This window comes from Streptomyces laculatispora (assembly GCF_017353455.1).
In the GTDB taxonomy this organism is placed as follows: Bacteria; Actinomycetota; Actinomycetes; order Streptomycetales; family Streptomycetaceae; genus Streptomyces; species Streptomyces laculatispora.
Window position 1 is genome coordinate 1 of the sequence record NZ_JAFMPZ010000480.1, and the last position, 19,288, is coordinate 19,288.

16 protein-coding genes and 1 pseudogene are annotated in these 19,288 nt (G+C 71.0%); 7 read left to right on the plus strand and 10 right to left on the minus strand.

What is annotated here, in order from left to right:
• The 3 genes from J1C73_RS23900 to panB all read right to left on the minus strand — a co-directional run.
• Nucleotides 1–888, minus strand: an 888-nt coding sequence (locus tag J1C73_RS23900; protein ID WP_372446730.1) for a hypothetical protein, incomplete at its 3' end; no start/stop codon positions are given.
• 85 nt (nt 889–973) lie between these two features.
• Nucleotides 974–1,951 carry an ABC transporter ATP-binding protein gene (locus J1C73_RS23905; RefSeq protein ID WP_207318227.1) on the minus strand — a complete coding sequence of 326 codons (978 nt, stop codon included), beginning with the start codon at nt 1,949–1,951 and terminating at the stop codon, nt 974–976.
• A gap of 121 nt (nt 1,952–2,072) precedes the next feature.
• A complete protein-coding gene (gene panB / locus J1C73_RS23910; protein ID WP_207318228.1) occupies nt 2,073–2,957 on the minus strand; it encodes a 3-methyl-2-oxobutanoate hydroxymethyltransferase in 885 nt (294 codons plus the stop codon).
• Nucleotides 2,958–3,156: 199 nt separating this feature from the next.
• Here panB and J1C73_RS23915 point away from each other — a divergent pair, with 199 nt between their 5' ends.
• From J1C73_RS23915 to J1C73_RS23930, 4 genes and pseudogenes are all read left to right on the plus strand, one after another.
• Nucleotides 3,157–4,773: a DHA2 family efflux MFS transporter permease subunit gene (locus J1C73_RS23915; RefSeq protein ID WP_207318229.1), complete on the plus strand. Its 1,617-nt coding sequence runs from the start codon at nt 3,157–3,159 to the stop codon at nt 4,771–4,773.
• A 117-nt stretch (nt 4,774–4,890) separates the two neighbouring features.
• A complete protein-coding gene (locus J1C73_RS23920; protein ID WP_207318230.1) occupies nt 4,891–5,583 on the plus strand; it encodes a TetR/AcrR family transcriptional regulator in 693 nt (230 codons plus the stop codon).
• Between the two features lie 190 nt (nt 5,584–5,773).
• Entirely contained in the window at nt 5,774–6,796 is a 1,023-nt protein-coding gene (locus J1C73_RS23925; protein ID WP_207318231.1) for an endonuclease/exonuclease/phosphatase family protein, read from the plus strand.
• A gap of 230 nt (nt 6,797–7,026) precedes the next feature.
• Nucleotides 7,027–7,755: pseudogene (locus J1C73_RS23930) on the plus strand (MFS transporter); the annotation flags it as partial.
• Between the two features lie 82 nt (nt 7,756–7,837).
• On the opposite strand, the gene J1C73_RS23935 reads toward J1C73_RS23930, so the two are convergent.
• From J1C73_RS23935 to J1C73_RS23960, 6 genes are all read right to left on the minus strand, one after another.
• On the minus strand, nt 7,838–9,592 hold the full coding sequence (locus tag J1C73_RS23935) for an NAD+ synthase (RefSeq protein WP_207318232.1): 1,755 nt from the start codon (nt 9,590–9,592) through the stop codon (nt 7,838–7,840).
• A gap of 79 nt (nt 9,593–9,671) precedes the next feature.
• Complete coding sequence (locus tag J1C73_RS23940; protein WP_207318233.1) at nt 9,672–11,243, minus strand: multicopper oxidase family protein; 1,572 nt, start codon at nt 11,241–11,243, stop codon at nt 9,672–9,674.
• A gap of 61 nt (nt 11,244–11,304) precedes the next feature.
• A complete protein-coding gene (locus J1C73_RS23945; RefSeq protein WP_207318234.1) occupies nt 11,305–11,739 on the minus strand; it encodes a DUF6153 family protein in 435 nt (144 codons plus the stop codon).
• A gap of 102 nt (nt 11,740–11,841) precedes the next feature.
• Nucleotides 11,842–12,267 carry a CBS domain-containing protein gene (locus tag J1C73_RS23950; RefSeq protein WP_207318235.1) on the minus strand — a complete coding sequence of 142 codons (426 nt, stop codon included), beginning with the start codon at nt 12,265–12,267 and terminating at the stop codon, nt 11,842–11,844.
• 138 nt (nt 12,268–12,405) lie between these two features.
• Nucleotides 12,406–13,161: a DUF305 domain-containing protein gene (locus J1C73_RS23955; protein WP_207318236.1), complete on the minus strand. Its 756-nt coding sequence runs from the start codon at nt 13,159–13,161 to the stop codon at nt 12,406–12,408.
• Nucleotides 13,158–13,844 carry a thioredoxin-like domain-containing protein gene (locus tag J1C73_RS23960; protein ID WP_242644619.1) on the minus strand — a complete coding sequence of 229 codons (687 nt, stop codon included), beginning with the start codon at nt 13,842–13,844 and terminating at the stop codon, nt 13,158–13,160. Before J1C73_RS23960 ends, J1C73_RS23955 begins: the two co-directional genes overlap by 4 nt.
• A gap of 242 nt (nt 13,845–14,086) precedes the next feature.
• Here J1C73_RS23960 and glnA2 point away from each other — a divergent pair, with 242 nt between their 5' ends.
• Complete coding sequence (glnA2, locus tag J1C73_RS23965) at nt 14,087–15,448, plus strand: gamma-glutamylpolyamine synthetase GlnA2 (protein WP_123470305.1); 1,362 nt, start codon at nt 14,087–14,089, stop codon at nt 15,446–15,448.
• A 167-nt stretch (nt 15,449–15,615) separates the two neighbouring features.
• On the plus strand, nt 15,616–16,839 hold the full coding sequence (locus J1C73_RS23970; RefSeq protein WP_207318237.1) for an NADH:flavin oxidoreductase: 1,224 nt from the start codon (nt 15,616–15,618) through the stop codon (nt 16,837–16,839).
• A gap of 162 nt (nt 16,840–17,001) precedes the next feature.
• Here J1C73_RS23970 and J1C73_RS23975 read toward each other — a convergent pair whose 3' ends face one another.
• Nucleotides 17,002–17,592: an acyl-CoA-like ligand-binding transcription factor gene (locus J1C73_RS23975; RefSeq protein ID WP_207318238.1), complete on the minus strand. Its 591-nt coding sequence runs from the start codon at nt 17,590–17,592 to the stop codon at nt 17,002–17,004.
• Nucleotides 17,593–17,751: 159 nt separating this feature from the next.
• Between J1C73_RS23975 and J1C73_RS23980 the strand changes: the two genes are divergently transcribed.
• Complete coding sequence (locus tag J1C73_RS23980; RefSeq protein WP_207318240.1) at nt 17,752–19,251, plus strand: MDR family MFS transporter; 1,500 nt, start codon at nt 17,752–17,754, stop codon at nt 19,249–19,251.
• The last annotated feature ends 37 nt before the right edge of the window (nt 19,252–19,288 follow it).

The window sequence follows — 19,288 nt, forward strand, 5'->3', positions numbered from 1 at the left end:
GGGCCAGCTGGGCATGTCCGCGGCCCTGCTGCTGGGCGTGCTTCCGGCGGACCGGCTGCCGGAGCCGATCGGCTGGGCGCGCGACCTGCTGCCCTCCACGTACGGGGTCGAGGCGCTCGCCCGCTCCTTCGACGCCCACCCCGACTGGGCCGTCGTCGCCCTCGACCTGGCTGTCTGCGCCGTCGTGGGCGTCCTCTCGCTGGCCGTGGCGACCTGGGCGTACCGCAGGGCAGCGGACATGCCCAGCTGGCCCAGCAGCGTGGCCAGCTCCTGCCGGGGCGCGAGCAGTCCGAGCGCGGCGCCGAGTCCGGAGAGGGCCGCGCCGGAGAGCGGGATGACGGCGACGAGCACCCACAGGTGGGTCATCGGCAGCCCGAAGAGCACGCTGCCCGCCACTGCCGTGACGATCGTGCCGGGCACAGTGAAGGAGGCGTACGCCCCGGCCGCTCCGAGTACCACGGCGGCGGGCGGCACGGGCAGGGTCGCGTAATGGTCGAGCCCCCCGCCGGCCCGCAGCTGCCCGAAGTACTGGGCCAGCAGGTTCAGCGCGACGAAGGCGACGACCAGGACGGTGGACCCGGCCACGACAGCCCGCGCCTCGGAGCCGCCGTCGACGACCCCGCGCATCAGGACCATGATCCCGACGGACTGGAAGGTCGCCACGAAGAGCAGCGGGATGCGGGCGACCCTGGCCCGGGAGATCTGGGCCCGGTAGACCGCCGCCAGCGAGGGGAGCAGCCGGGCCCTCGGTGCGAGCTCCGCGGCCTCCGTGCTCCGGCCGTCGGCGAAACCTTCCTGGCCGGACCTGCCGGACCTGCCGGACGGCTCGGAGTGTGCCGGCCGCCCGGACTGCCCGGACACCACCTCCGTAGGAACGATGCTCGTCACCTGGCGCTGCTCCTGTTCGGTCCCTGCCCGGCCGCACACCCGCACCGGTCCGCTCCGGCCGTGCCGCTCGTCGCACGCATCGCGGTCATGACTTCACCAGCCCCTTGGTAGCGCCCCCGCCGAGCGCCAGGTAGACATCCTCCAGGCTGGGCGTCGCCAGGGTGAAGTCGTCGAGCGCGGCGAAGGCCGCACCACCGGTCACCGCGGCGACCGCCGCCCGCGCCTCGTCGGGCCCCAGCCGCAGCATCCAGCGGCGTCCGGACTCCTGCGCGGACGCCCGCAGCGCCGCGACCTCGGGCACGTCCAGCGGTGGCCGCTCGCGCCACACCAGCTCCACCCTGACCTCGCCCGCGACCTGCTCCTTGAGCCCGGCCGGGGTGTCGCAGGCGATGACCTTGCCGCGGTCGATGACGGCGACCCGGTCCAGGACGGTCTCGGCCTCGATGACGTTGTGGGTGACCAGCAGCACCGTCGCACCGCGTTCGGCACGCCGCCGGTCGACGGCGGCCCAGACGGCGCGCCGGGCAACGGGGTCCATACCGGTCGTGGGCTCGTCGAGGATGAGCACCGGACGCTCCCCGACCAGCGCGGCGGCGACACAGGCGAGCCGCCGCTGCCCGCCGGAGAGCTTCTTCAGGGGGCGGCCGGCGATCTCGCCGAGGCCGAGTTCATCGAGTACCGCGTCGCGCTCGGCACGGGCGTCCCGTACCGGCAGCCCACGCAGTCGTCCGGTGGTCTCGGCGGCGAGCGCCACCGTCAGCTCGTCGAGTGCGGTGGATTCCTGACCGAGGTAGCCGATCAGCCGGGAAGCCCGCTCGGGGTGGCGCACGAGGTCGTGGCCGAGCACGTCGACGCTGCCGGAGTCGGGCCGCATCAGGCCCGTGAGCTGCCGTACGAGCGTGGTCTTGCCGGCGCCGTTGGGGCCGAGCACTCCAAGGACGGTGCCCTCGCGTACGTCGAGGTCCACGCCGTCCAGAGCCTTGGTCGAGCCGTAGTGCTTGACCAGTCCCCGTACCTCGACGGCGTTCCCGCCGCTCCTGGGGTTCTTGTCGATTCGCGTCATGCCCACTATCAGAACAGCCGCCACCGACAGTCCACCGACAACGGGCCGACAGCCCGCCGATGGGGGAAGTCGGCGGGCTGTCGGTGGTGCCGGCAGTGGTCGTCCGGCTCGTGGGATCCGGTCAGTGGAAGGTGTGCTCCGGCGCCGGGAAGCTGCCGCCGACGACCTCGTCCGCGTACGCCTTGGCGGCGTCGCCGAGGATCTGGCGCAGGTCGGCGTACTGCTTGGTGAAGCGCGGCACCTTGCCGCCGGTCAGACCGACCATGTCGGTGTAGACCAGCACCTGGGCGTCGGTGTCCGGACCGGCGCCGATGCCGACGGTCGGGATGTGCAGGGTGCGGGTGACCTCGGCGGCCAGTTCGGCCGGTACGAGTTCCAGCACGACGGCGAACGCGCCCGCGTCCTGCACGGCCTTGGCGTCGCGCAGCATCTGCTGGGCGGCCTCCTCGCCGCGGCCCTGCACCCGGTAGCCCATCGCGTTGACGGACTGCGGGGTCAGCCCGATGTGGGCCATCACCGGGATACCGGCGTCGACCAGCAGCTTGATCTGCTCGTGGCTGCGCTCGCCGCCCTCCAGCTTGACCGCGCCGACCCCGGACTCCTTGATCAGCCGGGTGGCGTTGCGCAGGGCCTGGACAGGGCCCTCCTGGTAGGCCCCGAAGGGCAGGTCGGCGACGACGAGGGCGCGCTTGGTGCCCCGTACGACGGCGGCGGAGAGGATGGCGATCTCGTCCATCGTGACGGGCACGGTGGTCTCGTAGCCGAGGTGACAGTTGCCCATCGAGTCGCCGACGAGCATGACCGGGATACCGGCCTCGTCGAAGACGGACGCGGTCATCGCGTCATAGGCGGTGAGCATGGGCCACTTCTCGCCGCGCTCGGTGGCGGCGGCGATGTCGTGGATGGTGATGCGGCGGTTGCTCTTGCCTCCGTACAGCGCCTTGCTGCTGTCGGTGCGGGCTCCCGCGGGAGGTGTGGACTGGTTCTGCGCAGCCTGAAGCGACATGGCCAACGGCTCCTTCGTCATCTCGAGGCGCCCTGACGGCGTCCCCGGATCCCTCCCATGGTGGCATCCCGGAGCCGGTCACGGGAAGTGGGCCCGCACACGTCGCCCGGACGGCGGTACGGCGGCGGCGAGTTCCCGCCCGGTAAAGACTTTCCAATACGAGACGGTCTCGTATCGAAATGCGGTTAGGCTCCTGCCCATGTCCATACCGTCCGGCGCTGCCGCCGTCGTGCCCCAGGTCCCTGAGGCGGTCCACCGCCGCCGCTGGGCGATCCTCGTTGTCCTGATGTTCAGCCTGCTCATCGTGGTGCTGGACAACTCGATCCTGAACGTCGCCGTCAAGACGATCGCATCCCCCGCACCCACCGGACTGGGGGCCACCCAGAGCGAGCTGGAGTGGGCGATCAACTCCTACACCCTCGTCTTCGCCGGGCTGCTCTTCACCGCGGGCCTGCTCGGCGACCGCATCGGGCGCAAGAAGGTGCTGCTCCTGGGCATCGTGCTCTTCGGCATCGGCTCGGCCTTCGCCGCCATGTCCGGCTCGCCCGGTGAACTCATCACCTGGCGTGCCGTGATGGGCTTCGGCGCCGCCTTCGTGATGCCGGCCACCCTCGCCGTCCTGATGAACGTCTTCGAGCGCGACGAGCAGCCCAAGGCCATCGGCATCTGGGCCGGCAGCGTCGGTCTCGGCATCGCGATCGGCCCGATCACCGGCGGGCTGCTCCTGGAACACTTCTGGTGGGGCTCGATCTTCCTGGTCAACGTGCCCGTGGTGGTCATCGCGCTGATCGCGATGGTGGTCCTCGTGCCGGACTCCAGGGACCCCAGGCCGGGCCGTCTCGACCCGATCGGTGTGGTGCTCTCCATCATCGGCCTGGTGCTGCTGGTGTACGGCATCATCCGCGGCGGCGAGCTGGCCGACTTCACCGATGTCTCCGTGCTCCTGCCGGTCATCGGCGGCCTCGCCGTCCTGGTGGTGTTCGTCCTCCACGAGAAGCGCAGCAGCAGCCCGGCCATCGACATCACGTACTTCAGGAAGCCGGCCTTCTCCGCCGCCGTCGCCGCCATCGCGCTGGTCTTCTTCGCGCTGATGGGCGTGACGTTCTTCTCCGCCTTCTACATGCAGAGCGTGCGGGGCTGGAGCGCCCTGCAGTCCGGGCTGCTGATCCTGCCGCTGGCCGTCGCCCAGATGGTCTTCGCGCCCAGGGCGCGGCTGGTGGTCGCACGGTTCGGCGCCCGCGCCGTGTGCACCGTCGGCATGCTGATGGTCGCGGTCGGACTGGCGGCGTTCGCGCTGTTCGACGCCGACACCCCCGTCTGGCTGATGTGTGTGGTCTTCTTCGTGCAGGGCACGGGCATGGCCCATGTGATGCCGCCGGTCACCGTCGCCGTGATGCAGGCGCTGCCGCGCGAGAAGGCCGGCTCCGGCTCGGCCGTCAACAACACGTTCAGGCAGGTCGGCGGCGCGCTCGGGATCGCCGTCCTCGGATCGGTGCTGTCCGCGGTCTACCGCGGTGACATCGAGGGGCACCTCGGTGCGCTCCCGGCCGCCGCCAGGGACACCGCGGCGGAGTCCATCGAGGCGACGCTCGGTATCGCGGAGAAGATGGGACCGGCGGGCGCCCCGCTGGTCGCCGCCGCGCACGACGCCTTCCTGGACGCCATGCGGGTCACGGCCATCAGCTCGGCCGTCGTCGCCCTGCTCGGCGCGATCGTGGTCGCGCTGTTCCTGCCGGGCCGGACGCCCGCCGCGCAGTCGCCCACGCGGGACGACGCGCAGGACGAGCCCACGGCGCCCGCGCCCGCGGCCCGCTGACGCCGCGGGCCCCGCACGGCTGACGGCCCACGGCCCCGGCCGGTGGCCCCGATCCGGTGGAGGCGGCCGGGCGTCGTCCGTTCGGGGAGAATCGGGGGCGGCGAAAGGTGGTTTCACGTGCAGGGTCAGGCATCGGACCGGGACGAGCAGGCTCCGGGCGAGCGCGAGCGCGACCGCGGCGACGATCAGGAGCCCCGCCGCGGCCGCCCGCGCAGCGCGGCGGCCGAGCGGGCCATCCTGGACGCCGTCGTCGAGCTGCTGGAGGCCGGCGAACCCCTCGCCGGACTGTCCATCGAGCGGATCGCCCGCACCGCCGGGGTCGGCAAGGCCACCATCTACCGGCGCTGGACCGACAAGGAGGAGCTCTTCGTCGACGTCCTGCGTGACATCGAGCCCCCGGAACCCGATGTCTCCGGCACCGGCGGGCTCCGCGACCTGCGCGTACTGCTGGAGTCGATGCGCAGGCGCGGCCTGGCCCAGCGTTCCTCCGTACTGCTGCACAACGTCTTCGCCCAGATGAAGAGCCATCCCCGGCTCTGGTCCGAGTACCAGTGCACCGTGATAGCGCCGCGCCGCATCGCCATGCTCGCGGCCGTCCGGCGAGCCGTCGAAGCCGGTGAACTGCGGGGCGACACGGACGTGGAGCTGATGGACGACCTGTTCCTCGGCCCCATGCTCGTACGCACCATTCACCGGCCGGACGCGCCGCTGCCCGAGGATCTCGCCGACCGCATCATCCAGCTGCTGGTCGAGGGCGTCGGGCCGCGGCCGCCGGGCGCCGGACCCGGCGAAGCCGCAGGCCACGGCTGACGCGCCCGGACCCGCGCGAGTGTGATCGTTCTGTCACAAGCCACCGCAGACCGCCTCCGGCCGGAACTCACCGCACCGCCTTGTTCGTCCTCGTGGCAGTACGGCCGTCGTCGGCGGCGGGAAACGCATCGTTCATCGCCTAGGGTCGTTGGCGCGGAGATGTGCACGGCAAGGCAGTGAGGACAGCGTGATGGTGCAGGCGTACAGGGCGGACACCGGGAACGGCGGCGAGGGACCGCAGCCCTCCGGATCCCGCTTCCGGGACCTGCGCGACAGGCTGGTCCGGGACCGGGGTATCTGGCGGCGCGGGATTGTTCTGGCCGGCTGCTCGGTCCTGCTGACCCTCGTGATGCTCCTGCACGCCCACATGCCGAACGCCATCGGCAACCTGGGCAGCCTCACCGAGACGTTCCTGCCCTGGATCGCCCTCTTCGTGCCGGTGCTGCTCGTGCTGGGCCTGGTGCGGCGCTCCGCGACCGCCCTGATCGCCCTGCTGCTCCCGGTCGTGGTCTGGTTCAACGTGTTCGGCGGTCTGCTCACCGACAAGTCGGGCGGGGGCGGCGATCTCACCGTCGCCACCCACAACGTCAACGCGGACAACGCCGACCCCTCGGGCACCGCCCAGCAGGTCGCGGGCTCCGGCGCCGATGTCATCGCCCTCCAGGAACTGCCCGCCGGGCAGGTGAAGACGTACGAATCGGCGCTCGCCGACCGCTTCCCGTACCACGCTGTCCAGGGGACCGTCGGCCTGTGGAGCAAGTACCCGATCAGCGACACCCGTCCGGTGGACATCAAGATGGGCTGGGTCCGGGCCATGCGGACCACCGTCGCCACGCCCGAGGGCAAGGTCGGCTTCGTCGTCGCGCATCTGCCCTCGGTACGGGTCAAGCTGCACGCCGGATTCACCGCGAACCAGCGCGACCAGAGCGCGGACGCACTCGGTGCGGCCATCGCGGACGAACGGCTCGACCGGGTCGTCCTGCTCGGCGACCTCAACGGCACCATGAACGACCGCTCGCTCAACGCGGTCACCTCCCAGATGCGCTCCACCCAGGGTGCGGCCGGTGACGGCTTCGGATTCAGCTGGCCCGCGTCGTTCCCGATGGCCCGGATCGACCAGATCATGGTGAAGGGCGTCGACCCGGTGTCGTCCTGGACGCTCCCCGCGACGGACAGCGACCACCTCCCGATCGCCGCGCGCGTCAAGCTCTGACGTCACGGTCCGTTCACGGCCGCAGCCGCAGGCCGTTACCTCCTGGCATAGACCGTCTGAGAGTATTTGCTCCGATCAGGGACCGAGGCCGGCCGGCGATGAAGCCGGTCCGCCGCTGTGCGCTCCGGCCCCCACGCCCGGCAGCGCCGCCATGCCCCGGCTCCCTCCTGCGCCTCGTGCCGCGCCCGGCCTCGCCCGCCGCGGTGGACGAGGCCCCCTGCGGAAAGGTGTTCCTGGTGGTCGCGGTGATCGGGCTGTGCGCGATGGCCGCGCTCGCCCGGCTCGTCCCGCGGATCCCGGCCGAGGCGCACACCGACGTCCGCCACGAGGTGCGGGCCCTGGGCAACCGGCAGGTGCTGCTCGGACTGCTCACCGCCGTCCTCGGCTTCGCCGGGGTCTTCGCCGTGTACTCCTACCTCTCGGCGATGACGACCGAGGTGATGGGCTTCGGCGAATCCTCGGTGACGCTGGTGCTGGCGCTCTTCGGTATCGGCATGACCCTGGGGGCGCTCGCCGCGGGCCCGCTCACGGACCGGGCGCTGCGTCCCACGCTGTACGGATCGCTGGGAGCGCTCGCGGTCGTCCTGGCCGTCTTCCCGTTCGCCGCCCAGGTGCAGTGGGCCGCGCTGGTGATGGTGGTGCTGCTGGGAGGGGTCGGCTTCATGACGACCACGCCGTTGCAGATGCTCGTCATGAACAAGGCCAAGCACGCCCCGACCCTGGCGTCCGCCTCCAACCACTCCGCGTTCAACCTGGCCAACGCGGGCGGCGCGTGGCTGGGCGGGGTGGCCATCGCGGCAGGCTGGGGCTGGACGTCCCCGGCCCTGGTCGGCGCGGTCCTGGCCGTGGCGGGTCTCGCGGTGGCGGTCACGGCGGGCGTACTGGACCGCGACCGCGCACCGTCCAGGGTGGTGGCCGGCGCCCGGCCCGTCCGGCAGGAGTCCGGAGCGGACGTGTGACGGCGGGCCCGTCCGGCGATGGAGGACAACCCCTCAGCCGGACGGGCCCGCCGTCACACCCGCAACACCCGTCCCCCCGGCGTCAGCCGGACTCGCGCCAGCGATTGGTGATCGGCAGCCGCCGGTCCTTGCCGAAGCCCTTGGGCGAGATCTTCGTGCCCGGCGGATACTGCCGCCGCTTGTACTCCGCCGTGTCCACCATCCGCAGGGTCTTCGCGACCAGCGCCTGGTCGAACCCGGCCGCCACGATCGTGTCGATCCCCTGGTCCCGGTCGACGTACATCTCCAGGATCCGGTCCAGCACGTCGTAGTCGGGCAGCGAGTCCGTGTCGACCTGCCCCGGACGCAGCTCCGCGCTGGGCGGCTTGGTGATGGAGGCCTCCGGGATCGGCGGGGTCTGCCCGCGCTCCTCGGCGGCCCGGTTGCGCCACTTCGCCAGCCGGAAGATCGACGTCTTGTAGACGTCCTTGATCGGCCCGTACGCGCCGACGGAGTCGCCGTACAGCGTCGAGTAACCGACCGCCAGCTCCGACTTGTTGCCCGGCGCCAGGACGATCTGCCCCTCCTGGTTGGAGACGGCCATCAGCATCGTGCCGCGCAGCCGCGACTGGAGGTTCTCCTCGGCGAGACCGGTGAGCCCCAGCGACCCCATGTACGCGTCGAACATCGGCTCGATCGGTACGGTCCGGAAGTTCAGCCCGGTACGCCGCGCCAGCTCGGCCGCGTCGCCCTTGGAGTGGTCCGAGGAGTACTTCGACGGCATCGAGATGCCGTAGACGTTCTGCGCCCCCAGCGCGTCGCAGGCGATCGCCGCGACCAGCGCCGAGTCGATCCCGCCGGAGAGCCCGATGAGCACGCTGCCGAAGCCGTTCTTCGCGGCGTACGCCCGCAGGCCCACGACGAGCGCCGAGTACAGCTCCTCGTCGTCGTCGAGCCGGTCCGCGTACCCTCCGGCCAGCTCCGCCTCGTACGCCGGCAGCGGCTTCTCGGAGAGGACCACGTGGTCGATGCGCAGCCCGTCGTTCACCACACCCGACGGCGCGTCGGCCGCGGCGGCCGGCAGGTCGAGGTCGATGATCACGCTGCCCTCGGCGAACTGGGGGGCGCGGGCGATCACTTCGCCGTGCTTGTCGACGACGATCGAGTCGCCGTCGAAGACCAGCTCGTCCTGGCCGCCGATCATCGCCAGATAGGCCGTCGTGCAGCCGGCCTCCTCGGCCCGCTTGCAGACCAGTTCCAGCCGGGTGTCGTCCTTGTCCCGCTCGTAGGGCGAGGCGTTGATCGAGAGGAGCAGCCCGGCCCCGGCGGCCCGCGCGGCCGGCACCCGGCCGCCCTCCTGCCAGAGGTCCTCGCAGATCGCGAGCGCGACATCGATCCCGTGCACCCGCACGACGGGCATCGAGTCGCCCGGCACGAAGTACCGGAACTCGTCGAAGACGCCGTAGTTGGGCAGGTGGTGCTTGGCGAAGTTCAGCGCGACCCCGCCGCGGTGCAGCACCGCGGCGGCGTTGCGCGGGGACCCGGCGGGCTGGCCGTAGCGCGGCGCCGGGAACTCGGAGCGGTCGAGGTATCCGACGACGACCGGCAGTTCCCCGAAGCCCTCCTCGTCGAGACGGGCGGCGAGCGCGCGCAGCGCGTCCCGCGACGCCTCGACGAAGGACGACCGCAGGGCCAGGTCCTCGACGGGGTAACCGGTCAGCACCATCTCGGGGAACGCCACCAGGTGGGCGCCCTGCTCGGCGGAGTGCCGGGTCCAGTGGAGGATCGCCTCGGCGTTGCCGGCGAGGTCACCGACGGTCGAGTCGATCTGATTCAGTGCGAGGCGTAGTTGAGGCACGCCGCCCAGTGTAATCGTCTGATTGACGCGATGTCCTGGCGGGCCGCGCGAAGGACCGTGCGGCCCGCCAGGGAGACGGTCAGCCGCGGTAGCCGACGACCGTCATCATGCCCGCCTCCGCGTGGTACAGGTTGTGGCAGTGGAGCATCCACAGACCCGGGTTGTCGGCGTCGAAGTCCACCGTCAGCGACTGCCCGGGCAGCACGATCGCGGTGTCCTTACGGGCCCCGGACGCGTTCCCGGCCAGCGCGAACGTGTGTCCGTGCAGATGGACCGGGTGCCACATCGCGGTCGGGTTCCGCAACTCCAGCCGGACCCGCTGCCCGGCCCGCACCGGATGGCGCTGGTCGGCGCTGTACGGCTTCCCGTCGAAGGCCCAGTCGTACGCCGCCATGGAACCGGTCAGCCTCAACCGCACCGTGCGGTCGGGCTCACGGCCGGGCAGCGCCACGGACGCGTCCGGGGCCAGCCGGTCGGCGGTCACCAGCTGACCGGTCAGCTCCTTCGGCCGCACGGAGGCGTCGGGCGCCGCGCCCGTGCCGGTACGGAGCAGCGCCATCGCGGAGGCCTTCTTCCCCTCGGCCAGCGCGGTCAGCGGGAACACCCCGTCCCCGGCGGTCACCAGCACGTCGTACCGCTCGCCCATGCCGAGCAGCAGCGCGTCCGTCGTGGTGTGCCGGACCGGGAAGCCGTCCGTGTGCGTGATCGTCATCCGGTGGCCGCCGAGCGCGACGCGGAACGCGGTGTCACCGCCCGCGTTGATGATTCGCAGCCGGATCCGGTCACCGGGCCGGGCGCCGAAGGCGGACGGGTCCTGCGGAGTGCGGCCGTTGATCAGGTAGTACGGGTAGGCGACATCGCCCGCGTCACCGCCCAGCAACGTGCTGGTGGCGCCCATGAGCATGCGCGAGGGCCCGGTTCCGGCACCGGCCGAGGGCATGGCCTCCATGGCGTGCCCGCTGTGACCGCTGCCCTTGGTGAGCTCCTGGAGCACCGCGTCGGGGGTGGAGCCGTCCACCCCGTCGAGCCAGTCGTCCAGGACGACGACCCACTCCTTGTCGTACGACAGCGGCTCCTTCGGGTCCTCGACGATCAGCGGCGCGTACAGCCCGCGGTCCAGCTGGACGCCCGAGTGCGGGTGGAACCAGTACGTGCCCGGGTCCGGCACCGCGAACCGGTAGGTGAAGTCCTTGCCCGGCTCGATGGCCCGCTGGGTCAGCCCGGGGACACCGTCCATGTCGTTGCGCAGGGCGAGCCCGTGCCAGTGCAGCGAGGTCGACTGCGGAAGGTGGTTGGCGAGGGTGAGGTCGAGCGTGTCGCCCGCGGTGACCCGCACCTCCTTGCCGGGCAGCCGGTCCCCGTACGCCCAGGTGCTGACGGTGTGCCCGCCGCCCAGGTCGAACCGGGACGGGGTGGCGGTCAGGGAGACCTTGCGTACGGGACCGGAGCCTCGGCGCTTCTCGGCCGCCGCGACCTCGGGGCCGTCGGGGGCCACATATCCCTCGGGGACCGTCGTGCCGGACGGGCCGGAGTGGTCCATGCCGGAGTGGTCGGTGGACGCGGCGCTGTCGGAGCAGGCGGCGAGAACTCCGGTACCGGCAAGGGCGATCGATGCGCCGAGTACGGCGCGTCGGGTGTGCTGAGCGGACATGGCTGAGTGCACCTCAAAGATGTTGTCGGTGTGCTGAAAGGCGGACGGGGGCGCGGTGCGCCTATATCCGCAGTACCGACAGATCAGTGAGAACGGCCTTGCGCGGCCGTGGCGGGGGAGGGGGCCGCGGCCTCCACGGCGAACGGGTCCCGGCGCCTCCCGCCACGCTGTCCGCGGGCCGCCGCGCCACCATGAGCACGGTGAGCAGGGCGAGGCCCCAGACGGAGAGCACGGCGAGGCAGACGGTCATCGGGTCCATGCCCTGCATGGGAGCCGGACGGGCGGGGCGCCGGGCGTCCGGGTGCACGGTCCCCGCGGCCGTCGCGTGCGAAGCGGCCATGGCATCCGCGGCCGTCGCGTGCGAAGCGGTCATCGCGGCGGTACCCTGCCCGCTGTGCTCCGCCGGGTGGCCGACGGTGTGCATGGTAAAGATCCCGAAGAGCAGCGCGGCGAACAGCAGCAGCTGCCCGTACCTCGCACCCCTCATCCCGAACATGCCGGCCACCCTACCCCCGCCGGGTATACGGACGGCGACGGCCCGCTGCCCCGCGCGCGGCGGGAGGGCGGGCCGTCGTGTCGTGGGCGGGCGCGGTGCCGGTCAGCTGTGGGAGTAGACCTTCTCGGCCCAGCCGGCGATCTGGTCGTCGGAGAGGTGCTGCGCCAGGTCGGCTTCGCTGATCATGCCGATCAGCTTCTTGTTCTCGACCACGGGAAGCCGGCGGATGCGATGGTTCTGCATCTCCTGAAGCACATCCTCCACCTCCGCGCCCGCGTCGATCCAGCGCGGCGTGCCGTGGGCGAGGTCGCCCGCGGTCACCTTCGACGGGTCGCGGCCCATCGCCACGCAGTCGACCACGATGTCGCGGTCCGTGAGGATGCCGATCATCCGGTCCTGCTCGCCGTTGGCCGAGATGGGCAGCGCCCCGACTTTGTGCTCACGCATCAGCTGGGCGGCGCGGTCGAGGGTCTCGTGCGCCGGGATCCAGGTGGCGCCGGTGTGCATGATGTCCTTGGCGATGGTCATGGGATACCTACCTCCTGCGTGCCGGTGGGCACTGTCGTACGACCCCGAGCGAACCCATCGTGAGGGGCCCGTTCGGGGCACGCGACCGCTTGCACCCATTCGGGTGCACTTGCGGCGGGAGGGAACCTTCGAGGCCCGTCAGGCGCGGGGCGCCGAGCCGCGCTTCGCCAGCATCCCGTCCATCGCGTCCAGCTCGGACTGCTGGGCCTCGACCATGCCCCGGGCCAACCGCTTCTCCGCCTTCACGGTGCACAGGCTCGCGCAGCCGCGGGCCATGTCGATCCCGCCCTTGTGGTGGTCGGTCATCAGCTGGAGATACAGGATCTCGGCCTGCTTGCCGTCGGCCTTGCGGAGCCGGCCGAGCTCGGTGCGGGTGGCCATGCCGGGCATGAGGGACCCGTCGTGGGCCCGGTAACCGCCCCCATGCCCCGGCATCCCGTCCATCCCGTCCATCCCATCCATATCGCCCGTGTCGTGGCCGCCGTGCCCACCGGCACCGGAGCCGCCGGCCATCCAGGCCATCGGCTCCTGTCCGGCGGCCACCTTGGGCAGCTCCCACAGATCCAGCCAGCCAAGCAGCATGCCCCGCTGGTTGGCCTGCGTGTTGGCGATGTCGTACGCGAAACGGCGCACGTCCTCGTCCCGCGTGCGGTCCCGCACGATGAAGGACATCTCCACGGCCTGCTGGTGGTGGACCGCCATGTCCTGGGCGAACCCGGCGTCCGCCGAGTCCGCAGCGGGCGTGCGCGGGGCGGACTCGGACCCGGTCGCCTGGTGGTCCGCCCCGTCGTCCCGCGCGGAGGCCACCGTCGCGGCCCCCGCGAACAGCACCGCGAGCGCGACGGCGGAACCCGCCACCCACCGGGTGCGCCGGGTGCGCTCCGTAACCGTCACTGGGCCCCCAGCCCGCCGGTGCACGCCGCGCCCGGCTCGGGCGTCTGCGGCCCCTGCACGTACTTGGAGAAGAACTGCGCCACCCGGGGGTCGTCGGCGCCGTCCACCGTGACCTGCTTGCCCCAGGCGCTCAGCATGATCGTGCCGGCCTGGTCCTCGTACGGGCTCATCAGCGAGTACGGGGTCTTCCCGACCCGCTCGGCGAGCTTGTCCAGGTCCGCGGCCGGGGCCTTGTCCGTGTACGTCACCCACACCGAACCGTGCTCCAGCGAGTGCACGGCGTTCATGTCGGGGATCGCCTTCTTGTACACCTCGCCGTCGCAGTTCATCCAGACGGGGTTGTGGTCACCGCCGACCGGGGGCTTCATCGGGTACGTCACGGTCTTGGTGACGTGGTTGCGGGTCAGCTTCTTCGCGTCCCACGTCTTCTCGCCCTCGATCGCGCCGTCGGCCGGGTTCCTGCCGTCCGTACCGGGCTGCTTCGCCTCCTTCACGTTCGCGGACTTCTGGTCCGCCGAGGCCTCGGACCTGTCGAGCAGTGTGTAGCTGCCGAAGGCGACGAGACCTGCGACGACGACGGCGCTGAGGCTTATGGCCAGCACACGGTTGCGGCGGTCCCGCACGCGGTCGGCGTTGCGCATCTGCTCTATGCGGGTCCTGCGGTCGTGGCTCTCGTGGCTCATGTCGTGGGTCCTTCTGCGAAGGGGCGATGAGGGTCTGGACAGGTCGGAAATCCGGTGTGCGCAGGGCGGTTGCGAGGCCGCCGCGTCCCTTGCACACCATGGCCGACGATCGTAGTGGGTGGCCGAGTGCTCCATCTCACGTCGTGTGCGTAATCTGGGTGAAATCCCGGGTCGTGATACTGGAGTTTCTCCCCTACCCCGGGCGGTGGTGCACGGACCGTCTGAACTGCAAGGATGTGGCTATGGACAAGCAGCAGGAATTCGTCCTCAGGACCCTTGAGGAGCGCGACATCCGGTTCGTCCGGCTGTGGTTCACCGACGTGCTCGGTTACCTCAAGTCCGTGGCCGTGGCCCCTGCCGAGCTGGAGCAGGCGTTCGACGAGGGGATCGGCTTCGACGGCTCGGCCATCGAGGGCTTCGCCCGGGTCTACGAGTCGGACATGATCGCCAAGCCGGACCCGGGTACGTTCCAGATCCTGCCCTGGCGTGCCGAGGCCCCCGGCACGGCCCGGATGTTCTGCGACATCCTGATGCCGGACGGCTCACCGTCCTTCGCCGACCCGCGCTACGTGCTCAAGCGCATCCTGGCCAAGACCTCCGACCTGGGCTTCACCTTCTACACCCACCCGGAGATCGAGTTCTTCCTGCTGAAGGACAAGCCGGTCGACGGCAGCCGCCCCACCCCCGCGGACAGCTCCGGCTACTTCGACCACACCCCGCAGAACGTCGGGATGGACTTCCGCCGTCAGGCGATCACGATGCTCGAATCGATGGGCATCTCGGTCGAGTTCAGCCACCACGAGGGAGCCCCCGGGCAGCAGGAGATCGACCTGCGGTACGCGGACGCGCTGTCCACCGCCGACAACATCATGACGTTCCGCCTGGTCATGAAGCAGGTCGCGCTGGAGCAGGGCGTGCAGGCGACGTTCATGCCGAAGCCGTTCTCGGAGTACCCCGGCTCGGGCATGCACACCCACCTCTCCCTCTTCGAGGGCGACCGCAACGCGTTCTACGAGTCCGGCGCCGAGTACCAGCTCTCCAAGGTCGGCCGCTCCTTCATCGCGGGCCTGCTCACGCACGCCGCGGAGATCTCCGCCGTGACCAACCAGTGGGTCAACTCCTACAAGCGCATCTGGGGCGGCTCCTCCCGCGCCGCGGGCGCCGGCGGCGAGGCTCCCTCGTACATCTGCTGGGGCCACAACAACCGCTCCGCGCTGATCAGGGTCCCGATGTACAAGCCCGGCAAGACCGGCTCGGCCCGCGTCGAGGTCCGCTCCATCGACTCCGGCGCCAACCCGTACCTGACCTACGCGGTCCTGCTGGCCGCCGGCCTCAAGGGCGTCGAGGAGGGCTACGAACTCCCGGCCGGCGCCGACGACGACGTCTGGGCCCTGTCCGACGCCGAGCGCCGCGCGATGGGCATCGAGCCCCTCCCGCAGAACCTGGGCGAGGCCATCTCCCTGATGGAGAAGAGCGAACTGGTCGCCGAGACGCTGGGCGAGCACGTCTTCGACTTCTTCCTGCGCAACAAGAAGCAGGAGTGGGAGGAGTACCGCAGCGAGGTCACGGCCTTCGAGCTGAAGAACCTGCTGCCGGTGCTGTAACCGCGGTTCAGCGCTGACTGAGCCCGCTCGTACGTGACTTCGGGCCGACGGTGCGACACCGTCGGCCCCAAGCTGTTTCGGGTACCTCGGCCGTCCGCGGACCGGGACGGAAACCCGCAGCCGCCCCGGTGCTGACTATTCGTCAGTTCTCTGCGATGCTGCGCGCCATGCTGGACGATTCGCAAGCGGCGGGAGCAGCGGGTTCGGCGTCCGATGGTGCTCCCGACGTACTGGCACCGGCCCGGCTGGGGCCGCTGAGGCTGCGCAACCGGGTGATCAAGGCCGCGACCTTCGAGGGCGCCACCCCCGAGGCACTGGTCACCGACGCGCTCATCGACTACCACCTGCGCCCTGCGGCGGGCGGTGTCGCCATGACCACCGTGGCCTACTGCGCGGTGTCCCCGGAGGGCCGCACCGAGCGCCGCCAGCTGTGGATGCGCCCCGAGGTGCTGCCTGGGCTGCGCAGGCTGACGCGGGCGGTGCACGACACCGGGGCCGCGGTCTGCGCCCAGTTGGGCCACGCCGGACCGGTGGCCGACGGCCGCTCCAACGGGCTGCCCGCCCTCGCCCCGACGGCCGGCTTCAACCCGCTCAGTATGCGGCGCAACAAGGCGGCCACCGCCGACGACATCGCCCGTGTCGTCGAGGCCCATGCCGAGGCGGCGTTACTGGCGGCCGAGGCCGGCTTCGACGCCGTGGAGATCCACCTCGGCCACAACTACCTGGCCAGCGCCTTCCTCAGCCCCCGGCTGAACCACCGCACCGACGCCTTCGGCGGCTCCCTGCGCGCCCGCGCCGCCGTGGCGCTGGGCGTCACCCGGGCGGTACGCGACGCGCTGGGCGACCGCCTCGCCATCACCGCCAAGCTGAACATGAAGGACGGCGCGCCCGGCGGGCTCACCCTGGACGACAGCCTCCAGGTCGCCCGCTGGCTGGAGGCGGACGGCTCGGTGGACGCCCTGGAACTGACGGCGGGCAGTTCCCTGCTGAACCCGATGTACCTGTTCCGCGGCGACGCCCCTGTCACCGAGTTCGCGGCGAATTTCCCACTCCCGCAGCGCCTCGCGATCCGGGCGCTGGGCCGCACCTTCTTCCGCGCCTACCCGTATCAGCCGCTGTACCTGCTGGACGCCGCCCGGCAGTTCCGCGCCGCGCTCGGGCTGCCGCTGATCCTCCTGGGCGGAATCACCGACCGGCAGGGCATGGACCGCGCCATGGCGGAGGGGTTCGACTTCGTCGCCATGGCCCGCGCCCTGCTCCGCGAGCCCGACCTGCTGCACCGCATCGAGCGCGATACCGCCACCCGCTCGGAGTGCATCCACTGCAACCGCTGCATGCCCACGATCTACACGGGGACGCACTGCCCGCTGATCGGTGAACGGGGGCGCTGAGCGGCACGCGGGAGACCGGCGCCGACATCGAGAAGGCAGTTGGCTGACCCGGCAGAGACGCCGCCGCCGCCGGTGCCGTACCGGATACGCGTGAAGGGCCGACGGTCGCCATGACCGGCGGCCCTTCTTCGTGGTCTCCCGCGCGCCCCGGCGCCAGGGGCCTCAGCCGAAGCTCCGCCCCATCTCGTCCAGGATCTCTTCGATCACCTCGGCCGGCTCCCGGGCCAGGTCCTCCTCGATCCACACCCGCATCGCGATCCGCATCGACGAGAGGAACGCCGCCGCGAGGACCAGAGGGCGGACCGGGCCCGCCGAGTGGTCCTGGCGGGCGGTCACCGCTTCGGCCAAGTCGCGTTCCAGCGCTGCGTGGTTGGCGAGCTGGCGGGCGAGCAGGGAGGGGTGGCGCATGGCCAGTCGGGTGCGGACGGCCCATTCGCGTTCCGGAGGTGCCAGCCGTTCGGCGAACTGGGCCACCGCTGCCCGCAGCGCCGTCCAGGCGCTCTCCTCGGCGGGGCGTTCACGCACCGCGCGGACGAGGTCTCCTATCTGCTGCTCCTCCCCGTACAGGAGGGCCTCCTCCTTGCCGGTGAAGTAGTTGGAGAACGTTCTGCGGGAGATCCCGGCCGCGTCCGCCACGGCCTCCACCGTGACCTGGTCGAAGCCGTGCTCGACGGTCAGCCTCAGTGCCGCTTCGTGCACTGCCTGCCGGGTGGCTTCCTTCTTGCGTTCCCGCAGTCCCACTGAGCGCTCCATGGGCGCCATTATCTACCCGCCCGGTTATTATTGCGCAGTGGGCAAAATTGCTCATTGGGCATGTATGGTGAGCCCTTGCTTTCTTCGTTTCTTTGTTCGAATACCTTCTGGAGGTTGCGCGTGAGCGCTCAAACGGCCGCGCCGACCGAGGCCGCGCCCATGGACCACCGCCATATCCTGCGCGCCCTGAGCGGTCTGCTCATCGTGCTGTTCGTGGCGATGACCAGCAGTACGGTGGTCTCCGTCGCGCTCCCGCAGATCATCGGGTCGCTCAACGGGACGCAGTCGCAGTACACCTGGGTCGTCACCGCGATGCTGCTCGCCTCCACGGCCTCCACGCCGATCTGGGGCAAGCTCGCCGACCTGTTCAGCAAGAAACTGCTGCTCCAGATAGCCATCGGCATCTTCGTCGTCTCGTCGATCGCCTGCGGATTCGCCCAGTCCACCGAGCAGTTGATCGCCTTCCGTGCCCTCCAGGGCCTCGGGATGGGCGCGCTCCAGGTGCTCGTGCAGGTCATCATCGCGGCGATGATCAGCCCCAAGGAGCGCGGCCGCTACAACGGCTACCTCGGCGGCGTCATGGCCGTCGCCACCGTCGGCGGCCCGCTGCTGGGCGGCTTCATCACCGACACCTCGTGGCTCGGCTGGCGTTGGTGCTTCTTCATCGCCGTGCCGTTCACGCTGCTCGCCCTCGTGATGCTCACCCGCACCCTGCACCTCACCGAGATCCGGCGCCCCGACACCAAGGTCGACTACCTGGGCGCCTCGCTCATCGCCGTCGGCGTCAGCGTGCTGCTCCTCTGGGTCACCTTCGTCGGCAACGACTTCGACTGGCTGTCCTGGCAGACGGCCGCCATGGTCGGTGCGAGCGTCGTGATCCTCGGCGGAGCCGTGGCCGTCGAGGCGCGGGTCAAGGAGCCCGTGGTGCCGCTCCATGTCGTACGCCGCCGGGACCCCGCCCTCGCCATCGTGGCGAGCCTCGCGGTCGGAATGGCGATGTTCGGCGGGGCGGTCTTCCTCGGCCAGTACTTCCAGATCGGACGTGGCTACTCGCCGACCGAGGCCGGACTGCTCACCATTCCGCTGATGTTCGGCGTGCTGGTCTCCTCGACCGTGGCCGGCCGGCTGGTGTCGAAGACCGGCAAGGTGAAGCCGTACATCATCACCGGCGTCGTCGTCCTCACCCTCGGATTCCTGGGGCTGTCCACCATCGACCACGAGACATCGCTCGTCCTCGTCTCGATCGGCATGCTCGCGGTCGGAGTCGGTGTCGGCATGTCGATGCAGAACCTCGTCCTCGTCCTCCAGAACACCGTCCCGCTCAGCGAACTCGGCGCGGCCAGCGGCGCGATCACCTTCTTCCGCTCGCTCGGCGGCACCATCGGCGTCTCGGTCCTGGGCGCGGTGCTCGCCAACCAGGTCGCCACGAAGATCACGGCCGGGCTGACGAAGCTCGGCGTCGACCCGGCGGCCTCGTCCTCCGGCGGCTCCACGCTGAACGTGGCCGCCATGCCGCCGGAGATCCGCGAGATCGTGCGGGCCGCGTACGGCGACGCGACGGGGCACATCTTCCTGATCTCGGCGGCCATTTCGGTCGTCGGCGTGATCGCCGCCCTGTTCCTCACCCCGACCAAGCTGCGCGACAGCGTGGACCTGTAGCCGACGCGGGCGGGGGCGGGCTCCGGGGGCGGCGTCC